The organism is Kribbia dieselivorans NBRC 106261, assembly GCF_001552435.1.
In the GTDB taxonomy this organism is placed as follows: domain Bacteria; phylum Actinomycetota; class Actinomycetes; order Actinomycetales; family Dermatophilaceae; genus Kribbia; species Kribbia dieselivorans.
The window spans coordinates 46,723-72,707 of sequence record NZ_BCRE01000044.1; the positions used below are offsets into that span (position 1 = coordinate 46,723).

Sequence of the window (25,985 nt, forward strand, 5' to 3'; positions counted from 1 at the left end):
CATACTGTCAGCACATGCCGACAGTCGCCTGACACCTGTGGCCGTCGGCGGCCAACCTCGATGAGGAGTCCTCATGCCGGTTGTCGAGCACCGCACGACGCTGCCCCTCCCACGCTCCGAAGTGTTCGCCTGGCACGAACGACCGGGGGCGTTCACCCGCCTGACGCCGCCCGGCTCCGCGACCCCAATCAGCGGGCCGTCCGACGGCATCCGCGACGGCTCCCGCATGACGGTGCGGATCTCCGCTCCGACGCTCGAGGCGCTCTGGCCCGCGGCCCTCGCCCGCGTGGTGTCGCGGCCCGGGCTGACGTGGGAGGTCGTGCATCGCGACTTCGAGCCCGGCGCACGCTTCGTCGACGAGCAGGTGCGCGGACCGATGGCGTCCTGGCGACACGAGCACGAGTTCATCGACGCTGAAGGCGGTGGCACGACGGTCATCGACCGGGTGAAGTGGCGCCTGCCCGCTGGTCTCGGGGCCGTGGCCGACCGCGCGGTGCGCCGATACCTGGCGGGCCTCTTCCGGTTCCGCGAGGAGCAGTTGCGGGCCGACCTCGCGCTGCACGCGCGGTGGTCGGGCACGCCGCGCGTGGTGGTCGTGTCCGGGGCGTCGGGGATGATCGGCACCCAACTGTGTGCGCTGCTCACCAGCGGCGGCCACGAGGTGCGTCGGCTGGTGCGCCGGCCGACGCGCACCCCCGACGAGTTCAGCTGGAACCCGGCCACGGGCGAGGTCGACCCGGCGGCGCTGCCGGGCGCCGACGCCGTGGTCAACCTGTCGGGCCGCAGCATCGCCGGACGCCTGACGACACGGGCCCGAACGGAGATCCGTGAGTCACGCCTCGACGCGACGACCACCCTGGTGCGGGCCATCGCGGCCGCCGGCGACGAGGGTCCGGGGGTGTTGGTCAACGCCAGCGCGATCGGGTTCTACGGGCCGCAGCGACCCGGCGAGGTGCTCGACGAGGCGTCGGCGCAGGGGCCCGGGTTCCTCGCCGACGTCGTCGCGCAGTGGGAGTCGGCCGCACAGCCGGTGACGGAGCACGGTGTCCGACTCGTGCTGCTCCGCACCGGCATCGTCCTCGGCGCCGCCGCCGGGGCGCTGGCCCTGCAGGTGCCACTGTTCTGGGTCGGAGCGGGTGGACGGCTGACGCGCGCCGACGCGTCCCTGAGCTGGATCGGCCTGGATGACATGGCGCGCGTGTACGCCACGGCGGTCCTCGACCCGACGTGGTCCGGCCTCGTCAACGCCGTCGCCCCGGAACCGGCCACAGCCGCGGAGTTCGCCCACGGGGTCGGGCGGGTCATGCATCGACCCTCGCTCGTGCCGACCCCGGCGTTCGGGCCGCGGCTGCTGCTGGGGGCCGACGGCGCCGCCGAACTCGTCGAGACCGATCAGTTCGTGTCGGCGGACCGGCTGGCCTCGCTGGGGTATACGTTCGCCCAGCCCGGTCTCGACACGGCGCTCCGGCACGCGTTGGCGCGTTAGCGCGTCGTTCAGGCCTTGGCTGCCTTGGCCGCGGCCTTCTGCTCCTTCTTGAAGGCCCGCACCGCCAGGAGCGACTCGGGGTCGACGACGTCGGCGATGGACCGGTGGCTGCCCTCGACGCCGTAGTCGCCCGCCGCCTCGCGCCAGCCGGGCGCGTCGAGCCCACACTGCTTGCCGAGCAGTGCCAGGAAGATCTTCGCCTTCTGCTCGCCGAACCCGGGCAGCGCCTTGAGTCGCGTGAGAATCTGCTTGCCGGTCGGAGCGCCGTCGGTCCAGATGGTCGTCGTGTCGCCACCCCAGTCGTCGGCCACGGCCGCGGCCAGCGCCTGCACCCGTTGCGCCATGGATTTCGGGAACCGGTGGACGGCGGGAGGCTGGGCGAAATCGGCGAGGAACTCCTCCGGGTCGGCCGACGCGATCGTCGCCGGATCGAGGCTCCCGAACCGCCCGAGGATCTTCGCCGGGCCGGCGAAGGCCACCTCCATCGGCACCTGTTGGTCCAGGAGCATGCCGACCAGGAGCGCGAACGGGTTCTCCGAGAGCAGTGCGTCGGTGTCCGGGTCGTCAACGAGGCGGAGGGTGGGAGTCATGTCTGCCATGGTCCCACCCTCCGTGCTCGGGTGGCGTCGAGCCGTGGTGACCGGCTCAGCGGGCGGGTTGGCCGACCAACTCCTCAAGGCGCTGGTAGCCCTCCTCCATGCCACCGGCCATGCCGCTGGCGACGGCACCGTCGCGCTCCTCGACCGTGAGGAAGACGCTGCGACCCTCCAACCGGGTGCGGCCGTCGCCGAGGTCGACCAGTCGCATCGTGTCGAGGGAGACACCGTCGGGCCAGCCGTCGAATTCGAAGGTCTGCACCAGGTAGTCCTCACGGACGGTGTGGAAGGTGCCTCGGAACCCGTAGGTCCCCTCGGCGTTCTGGTGCGTGTAGCGGTACTCGCCACCGGTGCGGGCGTCGTACGTGTCGATGGTCATCTCCATGCTCCGCGGACCGAGCCACTGACGGACCAGTTCCGGGTCGGTGTGGGCGCGGAAGACCGCCTCGCGGGGTGCGTCGATGACACGCGTGAACTCGAGGAAGGGCGTGCCTTCCGGGGCGTTGATCTCGAGTGGGTTGCTCATGATGACTCCTGCACTGCGTCGTCAGGTTCGCCCGGCGTGGTGGTTGACACGAGCGCATCAAGGGCACGGAATCGTGCTTCGTGGACCAACCGATAGCGGTCGATCCAGGCCGTGAGGGCCTCGAGCCGGGCGGGGTTGAGGTGGACCGGACGTCGTTGGGCGTCACGGCTCCGGGTGACGAGGTCGGCCTGCTCCAGCACCTGGATGTGCTTCGACACCGCCTGCTTGCTGATGTCGAACGGGGCGGCCAACTCGTTGACGGTCGCCGGCCCGCGGCTGAGGCGGGCGACGATGGCGCGACGCACGGGATCCGCCAAGGCCAAGAAGGCCCGATCGAGGTCGTCGTCGCGCTCAGACATGTCATCAACCTTCTGCTTGATCAATCTATTGGTTGACAACACCACGGTAGCACCGCTGGATCGGACCGCACAAGGGTGCGGGCGTACCTCGCCCCGGCGACTGCCGGCGGCCCGAGCAACTGGCCTCAGCCGGCGGCTCGGGCGCGGCGCGCGGCGGCGGACGCCTTGGAACTCACCGACTTCGTCGCGGTGCGCTTGGCCGGGGCGGCGCGCTTTGTCGTTGAGGTCGTCTTCGCGGCGGTCTTTGTCGCCGCGGTCTTCTTCGCGGCGGTCTTTGTCGCCGCAGTCTTCTTTGCGGCCGTCTTTGTGGCCGCGGCCTTCGTTGCGGGCGACCCGTTGCCGTTCGCGGACGGCGCTCCGACGATGGCGGGCTGCGCCTTCGCCAGAATCGGCGCGAGGAACTGCCCGGTGTACGACCCGGCGACCGCCGCGACGTCCTCCGGCGTGCCCTGCGCCACGACCGTGCCACCCCCGGCGCCGCCCTCGGGGCCCATGTCGACGATCCAGTCGGCGCTCTTGATGACGTCGAGGTTGTGCTCGATGACGAGGACCGAGTTGCCCTTGTCGACCAACCCCTGCAGCACGAGCAGCAGTTTGCGGATGTCCTCGAAGTGCAGACCCGTCGTCGGCTCGTCGAGCACGTAGATGCTGCGCCCGTTCGAGCGCTTCTGCAGTTCGCTGGCGAGTTTGACGCGCTGCGCCTCACCACCGGAGAGGGTCGTCGCCGGCTGCCCCAGGCGCACGTACCCCAACCCGACCGAGTTCAGCGTCGCCATGTGCCGCGCGATCGACGGGACGGCAGCGAAGAAGTCCTCGGCCTCCTCGATGGGCATGTCGAGCACCTCGGCGATCGACTTACCCTTGAAGTGGACCTCGAGGGTCTCGCGGTTGTACCGCGCTCCGTGGCACACCTCGCACGGCACGTACACGTCGGGAAGGAAGTTCATCTCGATCTTGATCGTCCCCTCCCCCGCGCAGGCCTCGCAGCGACCGCCCTTGACATTGAAGGAGAAGCGCCCGGGCTGGTACCCGCGGACCTTCGCCTCGGTCGTCTCGGCGAACAGGCGACGGATGTGGTCGAACACCCCGGTGTACGTCGCGGGGTTGGATCGCGGCGTGCGACCGATGGGGCTCTGGTCGACGTGCACGACCTTGTCGAGGTGCTCCAGACCGGTCACCGTGCGGTGCCGGCCGGGAACGCGGCGGGCGCGGTTGAGCTTGTTCGCCAGGACGTTGTAGAGGATGTCGTTGACCAGCGTCGACTTGCCCGACCCCGAGACCCCGGTCACCGCGACGAGGTTGCCCAGGGGGAACGACACGTCGATGTTCTGCAGGTTGTTCTGGCGTGCGCCCTTGACCGTGACCCACCGCTGGGGGTCCTGCGGGCGTCGCACGGCCGGTACAGGGATCTCCAACCGCCCGGACAGGTACTTGCCGGTGATCGACTCGGGGTGCTCCAGCAGGCCCGTGACGGTGCCGGAGTGGACGACGTGGCCACCGTGCTCCCCCGCCCCCGGACCGATGTCGACCACCCAGTCCGCGGTGGCGATGGTGTCCTCGTCGTGCTCGACGACGATGAGCGTGTTGCCCATGTCCCGCAGTCGCGTCAGGGTCTCGATGAGCCGGTGGTTGTCGCGCTGGTGCAGTCCGATGCTGGGTTCGTCGAGCACGTACAGCACACCGACGAGACCGGACCCGATCTGCGTGGCCAGCCGGATGCGCTGCGCCTCACCACCGCTGAGCGTGGCCGCGGCCCGCTCCAGGGAGAGGTAGTCCAACCCGACGTCGAGGAGGAAGCCGAGTCGGGCATCGACCTCCTTGAGCACGCGCTCGGCGATGGCCGCCTCGCGCTCGGACAGTTCCACGTCACGCAGGAACGCGTGCGTCTCGCGAATCGAGAGCGCGCACAGCTGCGCGATGGACAGACCGCCGACGGTGACGGCGAGGATCTCCGGGCGCAACCGCGCTCCGTGGCACGCGGGGCACGGCACCTGCCGCATGTACCCCTCGTACTTCTCCCGGCTCGCGTCGGAGTCCGTCTCCGCGTGGCGACGCTTGATGAAGGCGATGACGCCCTCGAACCCGGTCGAATAGGAGCGTTCGCGCCCCCACCGGTTCTTGTAGCGCACCTGGACCTTGTGGTTCTTGCCGTGAAGCAGGGCCTCCTTGGCCCGGTCCGGCAGGGCATGCCACGGCGTGTCCATGGAGAACTTCATCTCCGCCGACAGCGCGTCCATGATGCGCTGGAAGTACTGCGCCGACTGGGTGCCGGTCGCCCACGGCTGGATCGCCCCCTCGGCCAGACTGAGCTCCGGGTCGGGGACGACGAGTTCAGGGTCGATCTCGAGCTCGGTACCGATGCCGTCGCAGGTCTGACACGCCCCGAACGGGCTGTTGAACGAGAATGACCGTGGCTCGATCTCGTCGATCGCGATCGGATGGTCGTTCGGACAGGCCATCTTCTCGCTGAAGCGCCGTTCGCGGCCCGGGTCCGTGGGGTCAAGGTCGACGAAGTCGATGAGCACGATGCCGCCGGCCAACCCCAGGGCGGTCTCGACCGAGTCGGTCAGGCGCCGCTTGGCCCCGGCGTCATCACCCTTGGCCACGAGGCGGTCGACGACCACCTCGATCGTGTGCTTGATCTGCTTGGCCAGCTTCGGCGGATCGCTGAGCGAGATCACCTCACCATCAACCCGAGCGCGCGAGAAACCGGAGGACTGCAGTTCGGCGAACAGGTCGACGAACTCACCCTTGCGCGCCTTGACCACCGGCGCGAGCACCTGGAACCTCGTGCGCTCGGGCAGTTCGAGCAGCTTGTCGACGATCTGCTGCGGCGTCTGGCGCGCGATGGGCTCACCACACGTCGGGCAGTGCGGGCGGCCGGCCCGGGCGTACAGCAACCGGAGGTAGTCGTAGACCTCGGTGATCGTGCCGACGGTCGACCGGGGGTTGCGGTTGGTGGACTTCTGGTCGATGGAGACGGCCGGTGAGAGCCCCTCGATGAAGTCGACCTGCGGTTTGTCCATCTGCCCGAGGAACATCCGGGCGTAGGACGACAGCGATTCGACATAACGACGTTGCCCCTCGGCGAAGATCGTGTCGAACGCCAGCGACGACTTGCCCGAGCCGGACAACCCCGTGAACACGATGAGGCTGTCGCGCGGCAGGTCGACCGAGACGTCCTTGAGATTGTGCTCGCGGGCGCCACTGACAAACAGGCGGTCGTTCGTCGTGGGACGGGCGGTGCGAACAGAAACGTCAGAAGTCACGCAGTCAAGGTTAAGCCGCCCCGCCGACAACGTTTGCCATCGAGCCGGCCCGTGCCAGAGTGTGCCCATGACTGCCTACACCGGAGACGTGACCGTCGGCGGACCGGCCGACGTGGCCGAACTCGAGACCCTCACCGTGCGGAAGCTGGCGGTCTCGCCGATGAACAACAACGCCTACCTGCTCACCTGCCGCGCCACCGGAGCACAGTTGTTGATCGACGCCGCGGCCGAACCGACGCGTCTGCTCGACCTCGTGCGCGCCGGCGGCGACCGCCTCGACGAGATCGTCACCACCCACCAGCACCCCGACCACACCGGCGCCCTCGTCGACGTCGCGAACGCGACCGGTGCCCGCACCTGGGCCGGCGCCGCCGACGCCGAGGCGCTGCCGCTGGCCCCCGACCAGGTCCTCGAGCACGGAGATGCCATCGTCCTGGGCGACCTCACCCTCGAGGTCGTCCACCTGCGCGGTCACACGCCCGGCTCGATCGCCGTCGTGCACACCGAACCGAGCGGCGCGGTGCACATCTTCAGCGGCGACAGCCTCTTCCCCGGTGGGGTCGGGGCCACGACGATGTTCGAGTACCAGAGCTTCGAGAGCCTCATCGAAGACGTCACGACGCGAATCTTCGACGTCTACGAGGACGCCCACGTCTATCCCGGACACGGCGCGGACACCACCCTCGCGGCCGAACGCCCCCACCTGGACGAGTGGCGGCAACGGGGCTGGTGACGAAGAGCTCCGACACCACGGCGCTCCTGCTGGTGCTCGGGGCGGTCGTCTCGGTCCAGTTCGGCGGTGCCTTCGCCGCCACGCTCATCCCCGTCATCGGCGCAGCCGGGACGGTGCTCCTGCGCCTGCTCTTCGGTGCGCTGTTGCTGCTCGTGCTGGCACGACCACGCTTGCGCGGCCACCGCCGGGGCGACTGGGTTCACGTGGTCGCCCTCGGCGTCTCCATCGGCGTGATGAACCTGCTCTTCTACCAGTCGCTGGCCCGGATCCCGATCGGCGTCGCGGTCACGGTGGAGTTCATCGGCCCCCTCCTGTTGTCGACCGTGCTGGCCCGGCGGGCCATCGATTACGCCGCCATCGTCGCCGCGGCCCTCGGGGTCGTCCTGATCTCGCAGGTCCTCACCCGGTCCTGGGCGGAGATCAGCTGGGTCGGGTTGGCCTTCGCCCTCGGCGCCGGTGTGGCCTGGGCGGTGTACATCCTCGCCAGCGCCCGCACGGGTGCCGCGTTCCCGGGGCTCGACGGTCTGGCGATCGGCATGCTCATCGCCCTCGTCGTCATCGCCCCGCTCGGCGTCACCAGCCTGCCGCGCTGGACCTGGGCGGCCGCGGCCGTCGGCCTGCTCGTGGCACTGATGTCGTCGGTGATCCCGTACAGCCTGGAGATGCTCGCCCTGCGGCGCCTCGACGCCCGGATCTTCGGGGTGCTGCTCTCCCTCGAACCGGCCGTGGCCGCGCTGGCCGGTCTGCTGGTGCTCGGTCAGCGCCTGGCCCCGCCCCAGGTGCTCGGGATGGCGCTCGTCGTGCTCGCCAGCGCCCTGATCAGCGGGCGCCGGCGAGCCACGCCGTCAGTCGTGGGTGATTGAGGCGCGCTTGGCGTCGCGGCTCGACTTCCACAGGCTGGCGATCGTCGTCACCCCGAGGATGACCACGATGGCGCCGAGCGAGACTCCGATCGGAATCTCGGGGACGTTGACGTGCTCGCCACCGTTGATGAACGGCAGCGTGTTCTCGTGCAGGGCGTGCAGCAGGAGCTTGACGCCGATGAAGGCGAGCAGCACGGCCAAGCCGATGCTGAGGTAGACGAGCTTCTTGAGCAGGCCGCCGAGGAGGAAGTACAGCTGCCGCAGCCCCATGAGCGCGAAGAGGTTCGCGGTCAGGACGAGGTAGGGCTCCTTGGTCAGACCGTAGATCGCCGGGATCGAGTCGAGCGCGAAGAGCAGGTCCGTCATGCCGAGGGCGAGGACGACGAAGAAGATCGGGGTGACCACACGCCGGCCGTTCTCGCGCGTGAACAGCCTCACGCTCCACGTGTCCGTGGACGGTACCCGCCTCTTCATCCAGGAGATCAGTGCGTTCTCCTCGTACTCCTCCTCATCGGTCTCCTTCTCGAAGGCGAGCTTGATCGCGGTGTAGATGAGGAAGGCGCCGAAGATGTAGAAGACCCAGGAGAACCGGTTGATCGCCGCCGCACCGACGGCGATGAAGATGCCACGCAGGACGATGGCGATGGTGATGCCCCACATCAGGGCCGTCTGCTGGAGCCTCTCCGGGACCCGGAAGCTCGACATGATGAGCAGGAAGATGAAGAGGTTGTCGATGGACAGCGAGTACTCCGTCAACCAACCGGCGAAGAACTCGGTGCCCCGGGTGCGCCCGTAGACCGCCCAGATGAAGACGCCGAAGAGCACGGCGGCACCGACGTAGAGGGTCAGGACTGTCGAGACCTCACGTCGCGTCGGCACATGCGGCTTCTTCGCGATCCAGTAGATGTCGAAGATCAGCACGGCCGCAGCGATGCCGAGGGTCAGCAACCACATCCACACCGGGACGTGCATGCCGGTGGCATCACCGGCGGCGGGCAGCGAGGACAGGGAAAGCACGGACCACTTCCTTCGAGACGGCGGGGGCGGAGGTCTCTCCCGCCCCAGGCGGACCGGCTTCCCGGGCGCGATGCTCTGATCGTGCCGTGCTGACGAGAAGCCGCAGTCGGGGATACTCCCCTCCGGCGTACCGTGCCAGTCTAGGGGACGCGGCGGCTACTTCTGTGCCTCGACCATCTGGCGCAGCTCCTTCTTCAGATCACCGATCTCGTCACGCAGCCTGGCCGCGACCTCGAACTGGAGCTCGGCAGCCGCCTGATGCATCTGCTCGGTCAACTCCTGGACGAGGTTCGCGAGGTCCGAGGCGGCCATCGAAGTGGTGTCGATGCCACCGCCCGCGCCGGCCACGTCCGCGGCCATGGCCCCGCGACCGCCCCGCTGGCTGCCTTTCCCCCGCGACTGGGATCGCCCCGAACCGATGAGCGATTCGGTGTCGGCGTCCTCGCGCTGGAGCATGTCGGTGATGTCGGCGATCTTCTTGCGCAGCGGCTGGGGGTCGATGCCCTTCTCGGCGTTGTAGGCCATCTGCAGGGCGCGCCGGCGGGTGGTCTCGGAGATCGCCTGCTCCATGGAGGGGGTGATCGAGTCGGCGTACATGTGGACCTGCCCGGAGACGTTGCGCGCCGCCCGGCCGATCGTCTGGATCAGCGAGCGAGCCGAGCGCAGGAACCCCTCCTTGTCCGCATCCAGGATGCTGACCAGGGACACCTCGGGCAGATCGAGACCCTCGCGGAGCAGGTTGATGCCGACGAGGACGTCGTACTCGCCCAGGCGCAGTTCGCGCAGCAACTCGACCCGGCGCAGCGTGTCGATGTCGGAGTGGAGGTATCGCACCCGCACGCCCTTGTCGAGCAGGTAATCGGTCAGGTCCTCCGCCATCTTCTTCGTCAGGGTCGTGACGAGCACGCGTTCATCCTTGGCGGTGCGCAGGCCGATCTCGTGGAGGAGGTCGTCGATCTGGCCCTTGGTGGGCTTGAGGATGACCTCGGGATCCACCAGCCCGGTGGGGCGGATGATCTGCTCGACGACGCCGTCGGACTTGGCCCGCTCGTAGTCGCCGGGCGTGGCCGAGAGGTAGACCGTCTGCCCGATGCGCTCGAGGAACTCCTCCCACTTCAATGGTCGGTTGTCCATCGCGGAGGGCAGTCGGAAGCCATGCTCGACGAGGGTGCGCTTGCGGGACATGTCACCCTCGTACATGGCACCGATCTGGGGCACGGTCACGTGGGACTCGTCGATGACGAGGAGGAAGTCCTCCGGGAAGTAGTCCAACAGACAGTTCGGGGCACTGCCTCGGGTGCGCCCGTCGATGTGCATCGAGTAGTTCTCGATCCCCGAACAGGAGCCGATCTGGCGCATCATCTCCATGTCGTAGGTCGTGCGCATGCGCAGTCGCTGGGCCTCGAGCAGCTTGCCCTGTTGCTCGAACTCGGTCAGTTGCTGCCCCAGTTCCTTCTCGATGCCCACGAGCGCACGTTCCATCCGTTCCGGTCCAGCGACGTAGTGCGTGGCCGGGAAGACGTACATCTCCTTCTCCTCGCGGATCACCTCGCCACTCACCGGGTGCAGCGTGTAGATGCGGTCGATCTCGTCGCCGAAGAACTCGATGCGCAGGGCATGCTCCTCGTAGACCGGGATGATCTCGACCGTGTCACCGCGCACTCGGAACGTGCCGCGCGTGAACGCGAGGTCGTTGCGCGTGTACTGCATCGTGACGAACTGCCGGAGCAGCTGTTCCCGGTCGATCTCCTCACCGACCCGCAGTCGGACCATACGGTCGACGTACTCCTGCGGGGTGCCCAGACCGTAGATGCACGAGACGGAGGCGACCACGACGGTGTCCCGGCGCGTCAACAGCGAGTTCGTTGCCGAGTGCCGCAGACGCTCGACCTCCTCGTTGATCGAGCTGTCCTTCTCGATGAAGGTATCGGTCTGCGGGACGTAGGCCTCGGGCTGGTAGTAGTCGTAGTAGCTGACGAAGTACTCGACCGCGTTGTGGGGCAGGAGTTCACGGAACTCATTGGCCAACTGCGCGGCCAGGGTCTTGTTGGGTGCCATGACCAACGTCGGGCGCTGCACCTGCTCGATGAGCCACGCCGTCGTCGCCGACTTGCCCGTACCCGTCGCACCGAGCAGCACGATGTCCTGCTCCCCGGCATTGATCCGGTCGGCGAGTTCGCGGATCGCCGCCGGCTGGTCACCGGCCGGTTCGAACTCGGAAACCACCTGGAAGGGCGCGACCCTGCGCTGGATGTCGGTCGTCGGACGCATGGCACCACGATAGGCGCCGTCGCCGACAACCCACCGATCCGCGATCCGGCGGAGACTCAGGCGGAGGTGGTCGCGCCCACCAACGGCCGAATCCGGTCGGACCACAGGCGGTCGACGGCCGCACGGAGGTCGTCCGCGGTGCCCTCGTTGTCCAGCCAGACATCGGCGACGGCACGACGCTCCTCGTCGGTGGCCTGTGCCGCGATCCGCGCCAACGCGTCCGCCTCGGTCATCCCACGATGTTCGACCAGCCGGCGTACGCGCGTCTGCGCCGAGGCATGGACGATGACGACGAGGTCGAACCGTGCGTGCATCCCGTTCTCGACGAGGAGCGGCACGTCGTGCACGATCACCGCGTCGGCCGGGGCCTGGGCGAGGAGCTCGGCCGTGCGTCGGCCGATCAACGGGTGGGTGATGGCGTTGAGATCCGCCAGTGCCTGCGGATCGCTGAAGACGATCTGCCCGAGCCGGGGCCGGATCAGGGCACCGTCGGCATCGATGATCTCGTCGCCGAAGCGGGCGCGGAGGGCCGCCAACCCCTCGGTTCCGGGCTCGACGACCTCACGCGCGATCCGGTCGGCGTCGATGATCACGGCTCCGAGTTCGGCCAGCCGGGCGGAGACGGTCGACTTGCCCGACCCGATCCCTCCGGAGAGGCCGATCTTCACCGCGCTCACTGCTCGACCAACTCGGGCGGGAAACCGCCGGTCGACACGGTGCTCCACCGCTGCGGGGTGATGCGGATCAACGACTTTCCCTGGTCGACCATGGCCTGACGGTACTCGGCCCAGTCGGGGTGCTCGCCGGAGATACAGCGAAAGTAGTCGACGAAGGCGTCCACGGCGACCTGATCGGTGATGCCCGTGGGAGTCAGAGCGTCGAGCACCTCGGCCTCACCGTCGACCTGCACCCACGCCCCGTTCCACTCGTCCGAGAGCACGAGCACGGACACGTGGGGGTCATGGCGCGCGTTCTTCGTCTTGGCGCGCATCGGGTAGGTCGCGATGACGATGCGACCCGAGTGGTCGACGCCCCCGGTGACCGGTGACGATTGCGGGCTCCCGTCGCGGCGTCGGGTGATGAGCACCATGCGGTGCCGGGGGCGCATGAAGTCGAGCAACGCGTCGCGGTCGACGACGGTGTTCGTCGCGAGGGTTCGGGCCATGCCGCCATCATGGCAGCCCACCCGGACATGGGCGACGGCCCGCCCCCCAATGGGAACGGGCCGTCGACCGCAGTGACGCGGAGCGTCGATCAGTGACCTTTGCGGATCAGTGACCGGTGAGCTTCTCGCGCAGGGCTGCCAAGGCCTCGTCCGAAGCGAGGGTGCCCTCGGCCTCGGTGGCCTCGGTGGAGCCGGAGTCCGAGGAGTACGACGTGGCCACGGACTCGCCGCCGTCGGTCGCCGCCTCGGCATCGGCCTTGGCCGCCGCGTCGATCTGGGCGCGGTGGGCCTCCCAGCGAGCGTGAGCCTCGGCGTACTGCTTCTCCCACGCCTCACGCTGCTGCTCGAAGCCCTCGAGCCACTCGTTGGTCTCCGGGTCGAAGCCCTCGGGGTACTTGTAGTTGCCCTGCTCGTCGTACTCGGCCGCCATGCCGTACAGCGTGGGGTCGAACTCGGTGAGCTGAGCCGCGTCCTCGTTCGCCTGCTTGAGCGAGAGGGAGATGCGACGACGCTCGAGGTCGATGTCGATGACCTTGACGAAGGCGTCGGCACCGACCTGGACGACCTGCTCGGGCAGTTCGACGTGACGCTCGGCGAGCTCGGAGATGTGCACCAGGCCCTCGATGCCGTCCTCGACGCGAACGAACGCACCGAACGGAACGAGCTTGGTGACCTTGCCCGGCACGACCTGACCGATGGCGTGGGTGCGCGCGAAGTGCTGCCACGGGTCCTCCTGCGTCGCCTTGAGCGACAGGGAGACACGCTCGCGGTCCATGTCGACGTCGAGCACCTCGACCGTGACCTCCTGGCCAACCTCGACGACCTCGGACGGGTGGTCGATGTGCTTCCAGGAGAGCTCGGAGACGTGGACGAGACCGTCGACACCGCCGAGGTCGACGAACGCACCGAAGTTGACGATCGAGGACACGACGCCGGAGCGGACCTGACCCTTCTGCAGCTCGCGCAGGAAGGTGGTGCGCACCTCGGACTGGGTCTGCTCGAGCCAGGCGCGACGCGAGAGCACGACGTTGTTGCGGTTCTTGTCGAGCTCGATGATCTTCGCCTCGACCTCCTTGCCGACGTACGGCTGGAGGTCGCGGACGCGACGCATCTCGACGAGGGAGGCCGGGAGGAAGCCGCGCAGGCCGATGTCGAGGATGAGGCCACCCTTGACGACCTCGATGACGGTGCCGGTGACGACGCCGTCCTCCTCCTTGATCTTCTCGATCGCGCCCCAGGCACGCTCGTACTGAGCGCGCTTCTTGGACAGGATCAGCCGGCCTTCCTTGTCCTCCTTCTGGAGAACGAGGGCCTCGACCTCGTCGCCGACGGAGACAACCTCGTCGGGGTCGACGTCGTGCTTGATGGAAAGTTCGCGCGAGGGGATGACACCCTCGGTCTTGTACCCAATGTCGAGCAGGACCTCGTCCCGGTCGACCTTGACGATGACGCCAGAGACGATGGATCCGTCATTGAAGTCTTTGATGGTCGCGTCGATGGCGGCAAGCAAGTCCTCTTCAGATCCGATGTCGTTGATCGCGATCTGGGGCACGGCGGTCTGGTCGACCGTGGAGGCAGTCATGTAGTAGGAACTCCGTAGGGACAGGTATTCAAGAGATGGACAGGGTGCTGCGCACAGAAATGCGCTTGCCCATCCTAGTGACGCGCATGGGTCCGGGTCAAAAGCCGCGGTGACCGGTGTTCGTCGACGCCGCCAGCCGTGGCCCGGCACCCCGATCGAAGGAGAACGACCATCAGCATGGACCACCTCGAGCCCACGTCCGTCGTCGCCGCACGCACAGACACCGATCAGGACCGGAGCATCGCGGCGAATCGCGCGTGGTGGGACGAGGAATCGGTTGGCTACCTCGCCGAACACGGTGAGTTTCTCGGTGACCGTGGATTCATGTGGGGTCCGGAGGGGTGGACCGAGGATCAATTGCGCGTGCTCGGCGACCCGGCGGGTCTGGCCGGGCTGCGTGTCCTGGAATTCGGCTGTGGTGCCGCGCAGGTCGGCCGCTGGTTCGCCGATCGGGGGGCCGTCGTGGTCTCGACCGACCTGTCGGCCGGCATGTTGCGACGCGCGACCGAACTCAACGCTCGCACCGGGGTGACCCTGCCCCTGGCGCAGTGCGACGCCACCCGGCTGCCCTTCGCCGACGGGGTGTTCGACCTCGTCGTCTCCGCCTACGGGGCGGTGCCCTTCGTGGCGGATTCGGCGGGTCTCATGGCCGAGGCCGCCCGCGTGTTGCGCCCCGGCGGCACACTGGCGTTCTCCACCACCCACCCGGTGCGGTGGGCGCTGCCGGACGTGCCCGACGAGGGGGGCCTGAGGGTGACGATGAGCTACTTCGACCGCACTCCGTATGTCGAGAGCGCACCCGACGGGCGGGTCGTCTACGCCGAGCACCACCGCACTCTGGGCGACCGCGTCCGCGAGATCGTTGCGGCCGGCCTGACCCTGGTCGACCTCGTGGAACCGGAGTGGAACCCGGACAACCCGGCCGAGTGGGGCGGATGGTCACCCCTGCGCGGCCGACTCATCCCCGGGACGGCGATCTTCGTCGCTCGCCGCCCCGGGTGAGGCGTCTCAGGCTCCGTGCCGGGCCCGGCCGTCGCGGATGAAGAGGAACACCCCGAGCAGCAACAGGAGGATGCCGCCGATGAGCCCGACCGGCAGGAGCGGGCCGCGGATGAACGACAGCACCTTCGCCGACGAGGCGTACTTGTCGACGTTCTCCTTGACGGTCTCATCGGTGTAGGCGAGCGTGCCCTTGACCAGGTACACCGGGTCCTGCCCATCGACGACCAGCGACCGCGCGATCTCCTCCTGACCCTTGACCACCGATCCGGTCTCGGGCTCGACCCACAACGTGCGGGTGTTGGTGTAATGCACATCCGCGGCGAAGTTCCCCGGCTTGGAGTCGCCGAAGAGCGAGCGGGGCACCTGTCGGGGTGCACCGACCGTCTGCTCGGGGATCGTCTGGACGTACACGTACGTCGGCAGACCGTTGAGGGTCTCCTCGCGGTCGAACTTGGCCGGAGCCGACGCCTGCAGATCACCGTCCCACCAGGGGTAGTCCTGCTTCTGCGCGTTGAAGGGCAGCTTGAAGAAGTACCCCTCGTGCGTCACCGGTTCGGTCTTGTCCGGGTCCTCGAGGTCACCGGTGCTGCGGTAGTCACCGCAGCAATTCGTCGCCTCGCCGCTGCGGCGGTCGAGGGAGACCCCCTCGTCGCTGTAGCTGAGATCCTGAAGTTGGCCGCCGACCTCCGCCTGGGAGCGGACGGTGGTCTGCCAGAACGCGTTGTCCTTGTCCTTGCCGGCGGCCTCGACCTTGCCCGGGATGCCCTGGACCGTGCGGGTCGACACCACCGTCACGCCGGTGAGCTTGTCGAGCCGGGCCGTCGGTCCGATGCGGTGCGGATAGACGGCGTCGACGCCCTCACCTCGCGAGACAGTCTTGGCCTCCTGATCCAGCGAGAGAACCGCAAGGTTGGTGTAAACGTAGGGTCGGGCCAAGAGGCCGAACACGATGAGCAGGGCCCCGAGGGCCACGCAGATGACGCCGATGACTCGCGACATGGTCCATATCTCCTTTGATCTCGGACGGAGCGTACCAGCGGGTAACGTTGCCTGATAGGCCTCGACACAAGGATGTTCACGAATGAAGACCTGGATGGGCGCAGACACGCCGATGAGCGCGGTGATCACCGTGACCGCCGCGGTGGCGGTGGCGCTCCTCGCCGTGCTCGGAGTCGGCTCGTGGTATGCCGACGACCTCGACTTCCTCATTCACGGCACGGAGGGTTTCTCGGCCCGGGCCCTGCTCACCCCGGTCAACGACCACGTCGCGCCTGGCCTGCGTTTCGCGTACGCCGTCCTGGCGATGGGCGGGCTGCCGTCCTATGGCGTGACGATCGTCGGTCGGCTGATCATGTGGGCGATGGCGGTGGTGCTCATGGCCGGGCTGGCACGTCGGATCGTCGATCGGCCGTGGGCCGGACCGGTCGCCGCGGTCCTCTACGGCTTCTCCGTCCTCGCCCTGCCCTCGACGGCCTCCCTCTCCAGCGCCGTCAACAATCTGCCCTCCCATGTGCTCATCCTCGTCGCGCTGCACGCCACGTTGGACTGGTTCGCCGGCCGGAGGTGGTGGCGCCTCATCGTCGTGGCCGTGGCCCTGGTCGTGGCGATGGCGTTCTGGGAGCTGTCGGCACTCATGGTGCTCACCGCCGCCGGCCTGGTGATGTACCGGTACGGACCGGCGGCACTGTTCCGCACCCGTCGCGGCTGGGTGTACATCGGTGTCGTGGCGGTGGCCGGTCTGAGTTTCACCGCGCTGTACCTCAGCGCCACGGCAACGACGGGGGGTGATTGGCCCGGCCTGTCGGACCTGGCGGGCGTGGTCGCCCACACCTTCGCCCGCATCGTGCTCCCCGCGTTCGTCGGCGGGCCATGGCGGTGGATCGCGCCGCCCCCGCAGTGGCTGGGCCTGGCCAACCCGCCGTGGTGGGTGACCCTGCTCGGTGGCGCGTTTGCGGCGGTGCTGTGCCTGGCCGCGCTGCGCCGCCGCCCCTCGGTGGCCTGGCTGTGGGCAGCCCTGCTGCTGCACACCGTCATGGCGTCGGTCGTCCTCGCGTTCGGCCGTTTTGCCGGCTTCGGTGACCTGATGACGCGTCATCACCACTATTGGTCGGCGCTGGCCGTGCCGTTCACGCTCGTCGTGGTCGCGTCGGTGGCCGCGGCCTGGCCGGCGGACCACCCTCGCTGGGCCCGCCGGCTCGTGGCCGGGGCGGCGGTCGTCTGGACGATCGGCACGGTGGTCTCGTGGGCGACCTTTGCCGTGCCGTGGTCGCACAACCCCAGCGGAACCTACCTCGCCACCCTGCGTTTGGAGACCGCTGCTCCGGGCGTCAACCTCTGGGACACCCGTCCGCCCCTGGACGTCATGCCCTATATCAGCGACCATCGTTCGGTGGTCTCCCTGGCACGGTTGATGGGCAACGACCCGGCCTCCATGGTGGGTACCTCGGACCCGGTGCTGGCCGACGATGCCGGCAAACTGCAGTTGGCCGGGCTGCGAGCGTGGGGCACGGTCAAGGTTCCACCGGACTGCGAGGTGAATCTGCGTGGCGAAACGAGCCAACGCCTGCGGATCGCCGGGTCCCCACCGGACGGTGAGTGGTTCATCCGGATCGGGTATCTGGCCACGTCGGATTCCACCGTGGACGTCCACGTCGACGGCGCCGGCCCTGATGGCCGGCCGGCAACGATCGGCACCGGTGGGCCACGCCAGTGGGACGGTGGGGTGGGCCGGGTGAACCTGCGCGTCGACACGGTCTCGACCCCGCGCACGATCTCCATCACCTCTTCCACCCCCAACGCGCAGATCTGCATCGGAGACATCACGGTCGGACAACCGGAGCCGCTGCGGTGACCGCCCTCGACACCGCGACGGCCGATGCCTCCGCCACCTCTCCCCCGGGCGCGCACCGTGGGCACCTGCCCGGACTCGACGGGCTGCGCGCCCTGGGCGCCTTCGCCGTCGTGACCACGCATGTCGGCTTCCACAGCGGAGCGTCGCTCACGGGCGTCTGGGCAGGGATGCTCAGCCGCCTCGACATCGGCGTGGCGCTCTTCTTCGTCCTCTCCGGGTTCCTGCTCTTCCGCCCCCACGTCCTGGCCTCGATCGGTGCCGGCCCCCGACCCAACCTGCGGCGCTATGCCATCCACCGCGTACTGCGCATCGTGCCCGCCCTGTGGGTCACGGTCGCGTTGGCCTGGTTGCTCGTGCCCCGACGGGAGGTGGACACCCCTGAGGTCTACGTCGCCACCGCGCTGTTCACGCAGATCTATCGGGACGGACTCGGGGCTCCCGGCCTGACCCAGATGTGGAGCCTGTCGGTCGAGTGGTCGTTCTACGTCGCCCTGCCGCTCCTCGCGTGGCTGCTGCTGCGCCGCTCCCCCACCACACCACGCGCGCTGGCGGCCCAGTTGGCGGTGCTCCTGGCCCTTCCGGTGGCCTCGGCGACGTACATGGCCCTGCCCGCGGTGACCGCCACCCCCCTGCGCGGCCTGTGGCTCCCCGGGTACCTGGGGTGGTTCGCCCTCGGCATGGCGTTGGCCCTCTGGCAGGTGGCCCGCAGCGAGGGACTGTTGCGCCGGACCCACCTCGACATCCTCGCGGCCCATCCCTGGACCGCCTGGGGATGCGCGGGCGCGCTGTACCTGGTCCTCACCACCGCAATCGCCGGTCCATACGGTCTGGCCGAGAACTCCTCGCCGTCCGGGCACGCCATCAAGTCGTTGCTCTACGGGGTGTTCGCCGCCCTCGTCGTGCTCCCCGCCGTCGGCGCCCTGGACCCCGATGACGAGCCCGGCCCGATCCGGGCGCTGGGCCGCCGCGGGTGGCGGTTCCTCGGAGACATCTCCTACGGCATCTTCTGCTACCACCTGATCGTGCTCAGCCTGGTCGAGCGGGCCGTCGGTCACGAGGTGTTCACCGGCGGTTTCTGGAAACTGTGGATCCTCACCGCACTCGGCACGACCGTGGTCGCCGCCGTGAGCTACCGATTCATGGAGCGGCCGATCATGCGTTGGGGTCGTCGGATCTCGGGCTGACGACGACGAACGCGATCGCGGTGAGCAGCAGGGCCTGCAGCCATGGCGAGGCCTCCGGTTGCCACCCCGGAGCCGCGTGAGAGGTGGCCAGCAGAGCCGCGCCCAGTCCGATCAGACCGCCCACGATGACGCGCCGCGAGGCGGATCGCACCCCCGGCAGGAACGCCGCGGCCAGCGCGATGACCCCACCGAGCAGACCGAGCCACCCGGCGATCAACGACAACGCCACCACCGGGGTGACACCTGCCGCGAGCGGTGGGAGCTGGGCGGCCGCGTCGGGGCGATCCCCACCAGGTCTGGTCCGTACCCAGCAGACGAGGCCGACGCAGGCGATCACCGCCAGGGCCCCGAGCACGAGTCCGGCCACGTAGAGGCGGTTCGGGGTGAACGACGCCGTGATCTCGCCATGGGTGCCGGCCGGGAGCACCCAGCCCTGCTGCCATCCGTTGACTCGGATCGGCGTGAGCGAGGTCCCGTCAGCGGTGCGCGCCTGCCACCCGGCCGAGTGGTTCTGGGCCACGACGAAGACGGCCTGGGACGACATGGTGGGCACCTGCGCCCGCAGCGTCGTGGCCGAGGGTCGCTCCACTCGAACGTCCCTGGTGATCCCGTCCGCATCGCGCTCGGTCGGTGCGTCCCCGGCGCGCCGGAACGTCAACGACGCCGGCGCGAACTCGGCCGTGTTCCTCGCCTCGATGGACACCGACGCGGAGGGCAGTCGCACCGTCCCCTCGCCACAGGTGCGCCACCGCAGCGGCACGCCGTCCGCGACGTCCTGGACCGTGCCATCGACCCGGGTCGGGTACGACTGACCGTTGATGACGATCTCGGGCCCGAAACCGCACCGTGCTCCGGTGGCATCGGTGAACTTCGTCGGCGGTGCGGGCAGCGTCACCCCCAACGGTCGGAGCTCCGAGAGACCCACCGGGAGTTGTGTCCGGACACCGGAGGCATTGTCGACCGACCACATCGGCTCCTGCTCCACGAAGGTCAACGTCAGGCGGCGGACCTTCTGCGCCTTCCAGCGGATCGTGCTGTCGGCCCGCAGTCGCGTCGTGATGGGCGCGCGCCCGTCCAACGAGTACTGCACGTAGCGCGGGCGTGAGGCGGCCAGGTACTGATCGCTCATGAGCCGGACGCCGTGGGTCCGGACCGCTCGGGGCCACGTCACGCGTAGCCGTGGTTCGGTGTCCGAGCGACCCGCGACCCACCCGGTGCCGAGGTCGTTGTCGGCGACGGCGCCGGGCCGGGCTGCCGGGGCACCCACGTTTCGGCTGGACGCCCAGACCTCGGCCGTGCCCGTTCCGTCGAGGATCCGTTCGATCATGCGACCCGGCCGCGGCAGCACGGTGCCGGACATCTCGCCGGTGAAGGACCCGACCCCGGAGAGTTGGCGGTAGATCCCGCCCTCGGACTCGGCCGGCGAGGCGAGCAGCGGCGAACACAGTGGCCGGGTGTCGACCAAGGTGCACCCGGAGGCGCCGCGCCCGGAGGAGCGCAGCACGATGGATTCGGCCGGCGTGTCATCGGCGGTCAGGGCCGGGACCGACAGGGCCGTGCGCAGATCCAGCCCGGGGATGGCCAGCTCTCGGATGCCGAAGCCATATCCCTTGCCATCCACACTCCCCAGCGCCGTGATCCGGATGCGCGCGGTGGCGCCCTTCGGCACGGCGACGGCCTGCACCATGGTGCTCGGATCGATCGGTGTCGTCAGCACCCCGGCATCGGTGGCGATCTCGACGCGATTGACCGGGGCACCGCCGCCGTCCGCGATGCGCAGTCGGAGCAGCAGTTGGGGCACCTCACGCGGCCGGCGGAATCGGACCTCGGCCCACTCCCCCGCGGGCGGAGCGAAGTTGCCGGAGACCCACGCCGTCGTGCCGTTGCCGTCGAGCAGGGCCTGTGGCCCGAACCCCGGCCCCAGGTGCAGCAACGACCCGGCGTCGGCCGCCGATGAGGACACCCGCAGTTCGAGGAGATCGCCGAGACCGACGCGCACGGTCTCGCCGCCGCCGGTGCCGGCGTCGTAACTCGTCACCCGTCGTCCGCTCCGCCCGGGGTCGTCGGCGAACAACACCGGAGAACGGTTGTCGAAGGTTCGCCCGAAGTCCACCTCACGGCGTTGGTTGCCGTCGGTGACGACCAGCGGCGCCGCGACCCCGGTCGCGTCACGCAACGCGCGGGCGTCCTCGCCCACCACCGCCGCCTCCGTGCCCGGGGTCGCCGCCAAGGCATCGGTGACGTCCTCGGGCCCACCGGCGACCTGCGCGACCCGGTCAAGCGGCACGACCCGGGCCTGCGGCACGTCGCCGACGTCGTACGCCTGCACGGCGGGATAGGGCAGTCGCGTGCGCTCGTCGACCGTTGTGGACTGGGTTTCCCCGGGCGTGTCGATCGGGTCGCCGAAGGCTCGGGCGAGGGACAGTCCGGCCTGGTCGAGGGCTTGATGGACCGATAGACCCACCACGCCGGGGTGCGACGAGGTGAGATCGTTGCGCACGATGACCCACCGAATCCCGACGGAGCGCAGTTGGGCGCGCAGCCCGCTGCCGTCACCGTGTCGCAGCCGATCCTCGATGTCGTCGAGCACCCGCGTGGCGCCGGCGGAGCCGAGTGGGACGGCATCGCGCACCGCGAACTCGCGGGTGGAGAGGGCCTGGAGCGGTTCGTCGCGGGTGGTGCCCCAACCGAACTCCGCAAAGCCGGCCGCCGGAACGATGAGCACGGTCCCCGGGGCCGCCTCGGTGTCGAGCCACGTGGCGGCGTCGTACCAGTACTGGGGGATCGCGGTGTAGGCGTCACCGCTGCGGGTCAGTGACCCGGTCAAACCCGGGGTCACGACGGCCAGGCAGAGGGCGACGAAGGCCGCGGGCACGGCCCACACCTCGACCCGCAGGCGCGCTCCGGCACGGACGAGGGCCGCCAGCGCGGCGGCCAGGCCCAGGGTCAGCGGGATACGCACGACGAGTTCGAACTTGTGCGTGTTGCGCAGGGCGGCGAGCGCGCCGTCCAGCGCCGCCTGCATCGGCCCGGCCATCGGCGACGAGGCCGACCCGGTGTACCCCAGGGTGACCAGGGCGAGTCCGACGAGCAGTCCGAGGATGAGGAAGCTGCGCACCTGACGCGCCGCGAGCCGGATGCCGAGCAGGCCGAGCAGGGCGAGCAGGGCCGTCGTGCCGACGAGCAACGGTTGGGTGCTGTATTGCCAGCCCGCCGGCCAGACCGGCCCACCGATCGCCAGATGCCCCAGCCAGTGGGTGGTCCCGCGCAACGCCTCGAACGGGCTGCTGAAGTGCGTCGTGATCGGCGCGTTCTCGATCCAGTCCAGGAACGGCGGGCTGTAGCGCCCCAGCAGCACCAACGGCACCAGCCACCACAACGACACGGCGATCACGGCGCCCAGCCACACGGCCCCGTCGAGCAGCGCCCGGCGCCGATCGGCGCGGGTGGCGTACCAGAGCGTCGGGAGCACGAGCACGGCTCCGGTCGCGACGGCGTTGACCCCACCGGTGAGCGCCACCGCGAGGGCCGAGTGCGACACCCGCCAGAGCCGGGTGCGGGGCTGCGGGTCGACCAGCGGCAACAACACCCACGGGGCCATGGCGTACGGCCACACCTCGACCGAGGTGATCGCCACCTCCGAGAGCATCCGGGGACTGGCCGCGAACATCAGCGCGGCGGCGTAGCGGGTCCACGCAGTCCCGACCCCGAGGGCTCCGGCCAAGCGCCACATGCCGATGAAGGCGACCCCCATGACGACCGTCCACCACAACCGCTGAACGACCCACTCGGGCAGGCCGACACCGGTGAGCAGCAGATGGAACGGCCCCGCCGGCAGCAGGTAGCCGTAGGCCTGGTTCTGGAGCTGGCCCAACTGGCCCAGTGGGTCCCACATGGACAGCGCCCGCTGCAGGAAGCCCCCCGGGTTCGCCGTCAGGTCGAGTTTCGTGTCCGGAACGATCCGATCTCCGCCCTGACGAAACGCGATCGCCGCAAGGAAGAGGACGCCGGCCACGAGCCGAATCATCCAGAGGGTGCGTTCGTCGGACTCGGCCGAGATCCGCGCGGCACGACTGTCGATCACGAACGCGTCACCGCTTCTCCAGCACGATGACGGCGTTCCAACTGACCACCTCGCGCAGCCCGGGGACCGTGATGACCCAGTGGGCCCACCAGGGGTGGTAGCGCGGCAACACGGCGACCCGCCGCACTCGCCCGGCCTGCTCCGCCTCGCGGGTCCAGTCGAGCATCTCCGAGATCGGGCAGGCGAAGAGCGAGGTGCCGAAGTCGTTCTTGGGCCGGTGCCCCATCTTCTCCGCGTAGCGGTTGGCGGCGCGATCCCCGCCCAGGTAGTGCCATGGCGAGGTCTCGTGACCGCCCCACGGCGAGAGCCAGGGCGTCCAGGAGAGGTAGATCAGCCCACCGCGCCGGGTCACCCGCACCATCTCGTCAGCCATGACGCGCGGCGCCGGCACGTGCTCGAGGACATTGCTCGAGAAGGCCACATCGACGCTGGCGTCGGCGATCGGCAGGGCCAGGCCGGAGCCGCGCAGGGTGTTCTGGCCGGTGATGCCCGCGGCCGTGAGCTCGCCGGCGTCCGGCTCGAGCCCGGCGTACGACGCTCCGGCCGCTTCGAAGGCATCGGCGAAGTAGCCCGGGCCGCCACCGACGTCCAGAACCCGTTGTCCGGTCAGCGCGGTCCACTGGCTCACCTGTGCCACGGTGTCGCGGGCCAGGAGCCCGTAGAAGCGTGCCGGGTCGGTCTGCTCGACCTTGAAGGCACGGAAGAGTTCGACGGATCGGCGCAGGTCAGGGCGTCGATGAGTGTGATCCGCAACGCCCATCTCGGATCCTCCCTTCGTAAGTTACCAAGTGTTAACATGACACGGATTCGTGCATTGTGCCCCATCCCGTCCGAAGGAGAGACTCGCCGATGCGTCTCGCGTTCCTCAACTGGCGCGACTCAACCCACCCCGAAGGGGGCGGCGCCGAGCTCTACGCCGAAACCATCTGCGCTGGCATGGGCCACCGCGGCCACGATGTCACGTTGTTCTGCGCCGCACACGGAGGCGCTCCGCCGGTCGAGCAACGCGACGGCTACCGGGTCAGTCGCCAGGGCGGCCGGCTCAGCGTCTATGCGACCACCCTGGCGTCCCTGCGCCGCGAGGCCGCCCACGGTGGGGGCTTCGATGCGGTCATCGACACCCAGAACGGCATCCCCTTCTTCTCCCCCATGGCCACCTCGGCCCCGGTGATCTCGCTGGTCCACCACGTGCACCGGGAGCAGTGGCCGGTCGTCTTCGGGCCGGTGCAGTCCAGGGTGGGCTGGTGGGTCGAGTCCGCCGTCGCGCCGCGGATGTACCGGGGGCGGCAGTACGTGGCGGTCTCGGAGCGGACGAAGGATGAACTCGTCGATCTCGGCGTGCGACGCGACGACATCGCGGTGATCCACAACGGCACGGCCCCGGCGGTGCGGGTCGACGGCGGGCGGAGCGCCGATCCGACGATCGTCGTGTTGGGTCGCCTCGTGCCGCACAAGCGTGTCGAGCACGCCATCGACGTCGTCGCCCGCCTGGCAGCGAGGCACCCGCGCCTGCGCCTGCGAGTCATCGGCCACGGCTGGTGGTCCGACCGGATCGCCGAACACGCTCGGCACGTGGGCGTGGCCGATCGGGTCGACCTACTCGGTTTTGTCAGCGATGCGACGAAGCATCTCGAACTCCAGCGGTCGTGGCTCGCGCTGGCCCCGAGCATCAAGGAGGGCTGGGGTCTGAGTGTCGTGGAGGCCGCCAGCCATGCTGTCCCGACCGTGGCCTACCACGGCGCCGGTGGGCTCTCGGAGTCCATCGTCGACGGCGTCTCGGGTGTCCTGGTCCACGATCTCGACGAGATGACCGCGACCGTGGATCGGCTCCTGTCGGACCCCAGGGCGCTGCAGTGCCTCGGCGACGGGGCGCTGGCCCACAGCGCTCGCTTCACGTGGGACACCTCGGTGGTCCTGTGGGAGGAACTGCTCGAACGCGCCGTCATGGGCGCCGACCCGTCGACGCTGAGCGACACCCGGCTCGGGCGCGTGCGCTGGCCGGCGCGACGGGCGCGCCGCTAGGCACACCGACACCGACAACGATGTGGGCCCCACCGGACGAATCCGGTGGGGCCCACATCGCGATCGTGGCGACGCCGACGAGGGGTCGGCGTCAGCGGCTCACTCCCCGTAGCCGAGCAACTCGTTGGCCGGCACGGTGTCCGCCGGGCCGGTCGTGATGGCGCTGGCGTCATTGGGGGATTGCGAGGCGACCAGCGACACACCGGCAACGGCCGCGGCGCCGCCCCCGATGATGGCGCTGAGCAACAACCCGACGATCGTCCTCGTCGCGAGCAGGTTGGTGAGCATGAAGTCCTCCAGTAGTGGGTACTCCCGGAATACTAGCCGGTAATCGCGCCCGATCCCAGCCCACCACCGCGTGTCGTCTACCTGGGGTGCGCCACACTCATCCCCGGACCCAGACGGCGAAGTCATCCCCGCGCCAGGACTCGCACCAGCCCGGTGGCGGACCATCCGGCGCCCCCGGACTCCCCCGCCACACGAGCACGTGCGTGACTCCCCGGGCCGCGATCAGGGCCTGCGGGATCTCGCCACGGCGCAGCGCCGCCGTCCAGGTCGGGTCCATCGGGTGGTCGGTCACGACAAACTCGCCTCCGGAGCGTCGTACGACCAGGGCGTCATCGACGAGGACGGCGGCCGACACGGCCCGCGGTGTCGGATCGAGGAACTGCGCTCCGGACGCCCAGTCGGTGCGCCGCAACGGTTGCCACGGCAGCGACACGACGGCCTCGGCGCCGGTCAGGGCGCGTCGGGCCTCGCTGAACTCGGCGGGGAACGCCACGGGTTGGTACCCCTCTCGGATCAGGGCTCGCCCGTCGGGCACCGCGGTCACCACGAGGGACCCGGCCACCACCGCGCCCAGCGCCACCGGCACCCACCGCCATCCCTCACCGGGCGCGGGGCCGACCACCCGACTCGCCAGCCAGGACAGGGCCACCCCGGCCAGCAGCGCCGCGACGACAACCGCCGGCGCCA

At 69.4% G+C, this 25,985-nt stretch carries 21 protein-coding genes; 7 read left to right on the forward strand and 14 right to left on the reverse strand.

What is annotated here, in order from left to right:
* The first annotated feature begins 73 nt into the window (after positions 1–73).
* Positions 74–1,486: a TIGR01777 family oxidoreductase gene (locus KD1_RS04370; RefSeq protein ID WP_068398059.1), complete on the forward strand. Its 1,413-nt coding sequence runs from the start codon at positions 74–76 to the stop codon at positions 1,484–1,486.
* An 8-nt stretch (positions 1,487–1,494) separates the two neighbouring features.
* Here the strand turns inward: KD1_RS04370 and KD1_RS04375 are convergent, their stop codons facing one another.
* The 4 genes from KD1_RS04375 to uvrA form a co-directional block, all read right to left on the reverse strand.
* A complete protein-coding gene (locus tag KD1_RS04375) occupies positions 1,495–2,076 on the reverse strand; it encodes an HhH-GPD-type base excision DNA repair protein (protein ID WP_068398061.1) in 582 nt (193 codons plus the stop codon).
* A gap of 55 nt (positions 2,077–2,131) precedes the next feature.
* Positions 2,132–2,608 carry an SRPBCC family protein gene (locus KD1_RS04380; protein WP_068398065.1) on the reverse strand — a complete coding sequence of 159 codons (477 nt, stop codon included), beginning with the start codon at positions 2,606–2,608 and terminating at the stop codon, positions 2,132–2,134.
* On the reverse strand, positions 2,605–2,967 hold the full coding sequence (locus tag KD1_RS04385) for an ArsR/SmtB family transcription factor (RefSeq protein ID WP_068398068.1): 363 nt from the start codon (positions 2,965–2,967) through the stop codon (positions 2,605–2,607). Before KD1_RS04385 ends, KD1_RS04380 begins: the two co-directional genes overlap by 4 nt.
* A 125-nt stretch (positions 2,968–3,092) precedes the next feature.
* Positions 3,093–6,236 (reverse strand): excinuclease ABC subunit UvrA, encoded by a 3,144-nt coding sequence (uvrA, locus tag KD1_RS04390; RefSeq protein ID WP_068398071.1) that lies wholly within the window; start codon positions 6,234–6,236, stop codon positions 3,093–3,095.
* 67 nt (positions 6,237–6,303) lie between these two features.
* On the opposite strand from uvrA, the gene KD1_RS04395 reads away from it, so the two are divergent.
* On the forward strand, positions 6,304–6,969 hold the full coding sequence (locus tag KD1_RS04395) for an MBL fold metallo-hydrolase (protein WP_068398074.1): 666 nt from the start codon (positions 6,304–6,306) through the stop codon (positions 6,967–6,969).
* Positions 6,966–7,832, forward strand: coding sequence for an EamA family transporter (locus KD1_RS04400; protein WP_245627275.1), 867 nt, complete (start codon positions 6,966–6,968; stop codon positions 7,830–7,832). Before KD1_RS04395 ends, KD1_RS04400 begins: the two co-directional genes overlap by 4 nt.
* On the opposite strand, the gene KD1_RS04405 is transcribed toward KD1_RS04400, so the two are convergent.
* From KD1_RS04405 to rpsA, 5 genes are all read right to left on the reverse strand, one after another.
* Positions 7,815–8,804 carry a TerC/Alx family metal homeostasis membrane protein gene (locus tag KD1_RS04405; RefSeq protein ID WP_068398136.1) on the reverse strand — a complete coding sequence of 330 codons (990 nt, stop codon included), beginning with the start codon at positions 8,802–8,804 and terminating at the stop codon, positions 7,815–7,817. The two genes, KD1_RS04400 and KD1_RS04405, sit on opposite strands and share 18 nt — an antisense overlap.
* Before the next feature lie 201 nt (positions 8,805–9,005).
* Positions 9,006–11,120 carry an excinuclease ABC subunit UvrB gene (gene uvrB / locus KD1_RS04410; protein WP_068398142.1) on the reverse strand — a complete coding sequence of 705 codons (2,115 nt, stop codon included), beginning with the start codon at positions 11,118–11,120 and terminating at the stop codon, positions 9,006–9,008.
* A 56-nt stretch (positions 11,121–11,176) separates the two neighbouring features.
* Positions 11,177–11,797, reverse strand: coding sequence for a dephospho-CoA kinase (coaE, locus tag KD1_RS04415; RefSeq protein ID WP_245627276.1), 621 nt, complete (start codon positions 11,795–11,797; stop codon positions 11,177–11,179).
* Positions 11,794–12,285, reverse strand: a complete 492-nt coding sequence (locus tag KD1_RS04420) for a PPOX class F420-dependent oxidoreductase (RefSeq protein ID WP_068398080.1) — start codon at positions 12,283–12,285, stop codon at positions 11,794–11,796. The genes coaE and KD1_RS04420 overlap by 4 nt, the downstream gene beginning before the upstream one ends.
* Positions 12,286–12,391: 106 nt before the next feature.
* Positions 12,392–13,867: a 30S ribosomal protein S1 gene (gene rpsA, locus KD1_RS04425; protein WP_068398082.1), complete on the reverse strand. Its 1,476-nt coding sequence runs from the start codon at positions 13,865–13,867 to the stop codon at positions 12,392–12,394.
* A gap of 177 nt (positions 13,868–14,044) precedes the next feature.
* Between rpsA and KD1_RS04430 the strand changes: the two genes are divergently transcribed.
* Positions 14,045–14,869 carry a class I SAM-dependent methyltransferase gene (locus KD1_RS04430; RefSeq protein WP_068398085.1) on the forward strand — a complete coding sequence of 275 codons (825 nt, stop codon included), beginning with the start codon at positions 14,045–14,047 and terminating at the stop codon, positions 14,867–14,869.
* A gap of 6 nt (positions 14,870–14,875) precedes the next feature.
* Here KD1_RS04430 and pgfA read toward each other — a convergent pair whose 3' ends face one another.
* Positions 14,876–15,868: a cell envelope lipid trafficking protein PgfA gene (pgfA, locus tag KD1_RS04435; RefSeq protein WP_068398088.1), complete on the reverse strand. Its 993-nt coding sequence runs from the start codon at positions 15,866–15,868 to the stop codon at positions 14,876–14,878.
* A gap of 82 nt (positions 15,869–15,950) precedes the next feature.
* Between pgfA and KD1_RS16760 the strand changes: the two genes are divergently transcribed.
* Both KD1_RS16760 and KD1_RS04445 read left to right on the forward strand, forming a co-directional pair.
* A complete protein-coding gene (locus tag KD1_RS16760; protein WP_068398091.1) occupies positions 15,951–17,720 on the forward strand; it encodes a DUF2339 domain-containing protein in 1,770 nt (589 codons plus the stop codon).
* Positions 17,717–18,904 carry an acyltransferase family protein gene (locus tag KD1_RS04445; protein WP_068398094.1) on the forward strand — a complete coding sequence of 396 codons (1,188 nt, stop codon included), beginning with the start codon at positions 17,717–17,719 and terminating at the stop codon, positions 18,902–18,904. Before KD1_RS16760 ends, KD1_RS04445 begins: the two co-directional genes overlap by 4 nt.
* Here the strand turns inward: KD1_RS04445 and KD1_RS04450 are convergent.
* Complete coding sequence (locus KD1_RS04450) at positions 18,873–22,988, reverse strand: alpha-(1->3)-arabinofuranosyltransferase domain-containing protein (RefSeq protein WP_068398096.1); 4,116 nt, start codon at positions 22,986–22,988, stop codon at positions 18,873–18,875. The genes KD1_RS04445 and KD1_RS04450 overlap by 32 nt on opposite strands.
* A 7-nt stretch (positions 22,989–22,995) precedes the next feature.
* Positions 22,996–23,748, reverse strand: coding sequence for a class I SAM-dependent methyltransferase (locus tag KD1_RS04455; protein ID WP_068398099.1), 753 nt, complete (start codon positions 23,746–23,748; stop codon positions 22,996–22,998).
* An 89-nt stretch (positions 23,749–23,837) separates the two neighbouring features.
* Between KD1_RS04455 and KD1_RS04460 the strand changes: the two genes are divergently transcribed.
* Positions 23,838–25,010, forward strand: coding sequence for a glycosyltransferase family 4 protein (locus KD1_RS04460; protein WP_068398102.1), 1,173 nt, complete (start codon positions 23,838–23,840; stop codon positions 25,008–25,010).
* A gap of 99 nt (positions 25,011–25,109) precedes the next feature.
* On the opposite strand, the gene KD1_RS04465 is transcribed toward KD1_RS04460, so the two are convergent.
* Together KD1_RS04465 and KD1_RS16765 are read right to left on the reverse strand one after the other, a co-directional pair.
* On the reverse strand, positions 25,110–25,298 hold the full coding sequence (locus KD1_RS04465) for a hypothetical protein (RefSeq protein ID WP_068398105.1): 189 nt from the start codon (positions 25,296–25,298) through the stop codon (positions 25,110–25,112).
* Positions 25,299–25,395: 97 nt separating this feature from the next.
* On the reverse strand, positions 25,396–25,985 hold a 590-nt coding region (locus tag KD1_RS16765; protein WP_217995793.1), incomplete at its 5' end, for a hypothetical protein.

Bases quoted from the DNA above. Each gene is read 5' to 3' on its own strand.
- KD1_RS16760 (WP_068398091.1), top strand. From the start codon at position 15,951: ATGAAGACCTGGATGGGCGCAGACACGCCGATGAGCGCGGTGATCACC.
- KD1_RS04380 (WP_068398065.1), bottom strand. From the start codon at position 2,608: ATGAGCAACCCACTCGAGATCAACGCCCCGGAAGGCACGCCCTTCCTC.
- KD1_RS04370 (WP_068398059.1), top strand. From the start codon at position 74: ATGCCGGTTGTCGAGCACCGCACGACGCTGCCCCTCCCACGCTCCGAA.
- KD1_RS04420 (WP_068398080.1), bottom strand. From the start codon at position 12,285: ATGGCCCGAACCCTCGCGACGAACACCGTCGTCGACCGCGACGCGTTG.
- KD1_RS04430 (WP_068398085.1), top strand. From the start codon at position 14,045: ATGGACCACCTCGAGCCCACGTCCGTCGTCGCCGCACGCACAGACACC.
- rpsA (WP_068398082.1), bottom strand. From the start codon at position 13,867: ATGACTGCCTCCACGGTCGACCAGACCGCCGTGCCCCAGATCGCGATC.
- KD1_RS04375 (WP_068398061.1), bottom strand. From the start codon at position 2,076: ATGACTCCCACCCTCCGCCTCGTTGACGACCCGGACACCGACGCACTG.
- KD1_RS04405 (WP_068398136.1), bottom strand. From the start codon at position 8,804: ATGCACGTCCCGGTGTGGATGTGGTTGCTGACCCTCGGCATCGCTGCG.
- KD1_RS04395 (WP_068398074.1), top strand. From the start codon at position 6,304: ATGACTGCCTACACCGGAGACGTGACCGTCGGCGGACCGGCCGACGTG.
- uvrB (WP_068398142.1), bottom strand. From the start codon at position 11,120: ATGCGTCCGACGACCGACATCCAGCGCAGGGTCGCGCCCTTCCAGGTG.
- KD1_RS04385 (WP_068398068.1), bottom strand. From the start codon at position 2,967: ATGTCTGAGCGCGACGACGACCTCGATCGGGCCTTCTTGGCCTTGGCG.
- pgfA (WP_068398088.1), bottom strand. From the start codon at position 15,868: ATGTCGCGAGTCATCGGCGTCATCTGCGTGGCCCTCGGGGCCCTGCTC.
- KD1_RS04455 (WP_068398099.1), bottom strand. From the start codon at position 23,748: ATGGGCGTTGCGGATCACACTCATCGACGCCCTGACCTGCGCCGATCC.
- KD1_RS04465 (WP_068398105.1), bottom strand. From the start codon at position 25,298: ATGCTCACCAACCTGCTCGCGACGAGGACGATCGTCGGGTTGTTGCTC.
- KD1_RS04460 (WP_068398102.1), top strand. From the start codon at position 23,838: ATGCGTCTCGCGTTCCTCAACTGGCGCGACTCAACCCACCCCGAAGGG.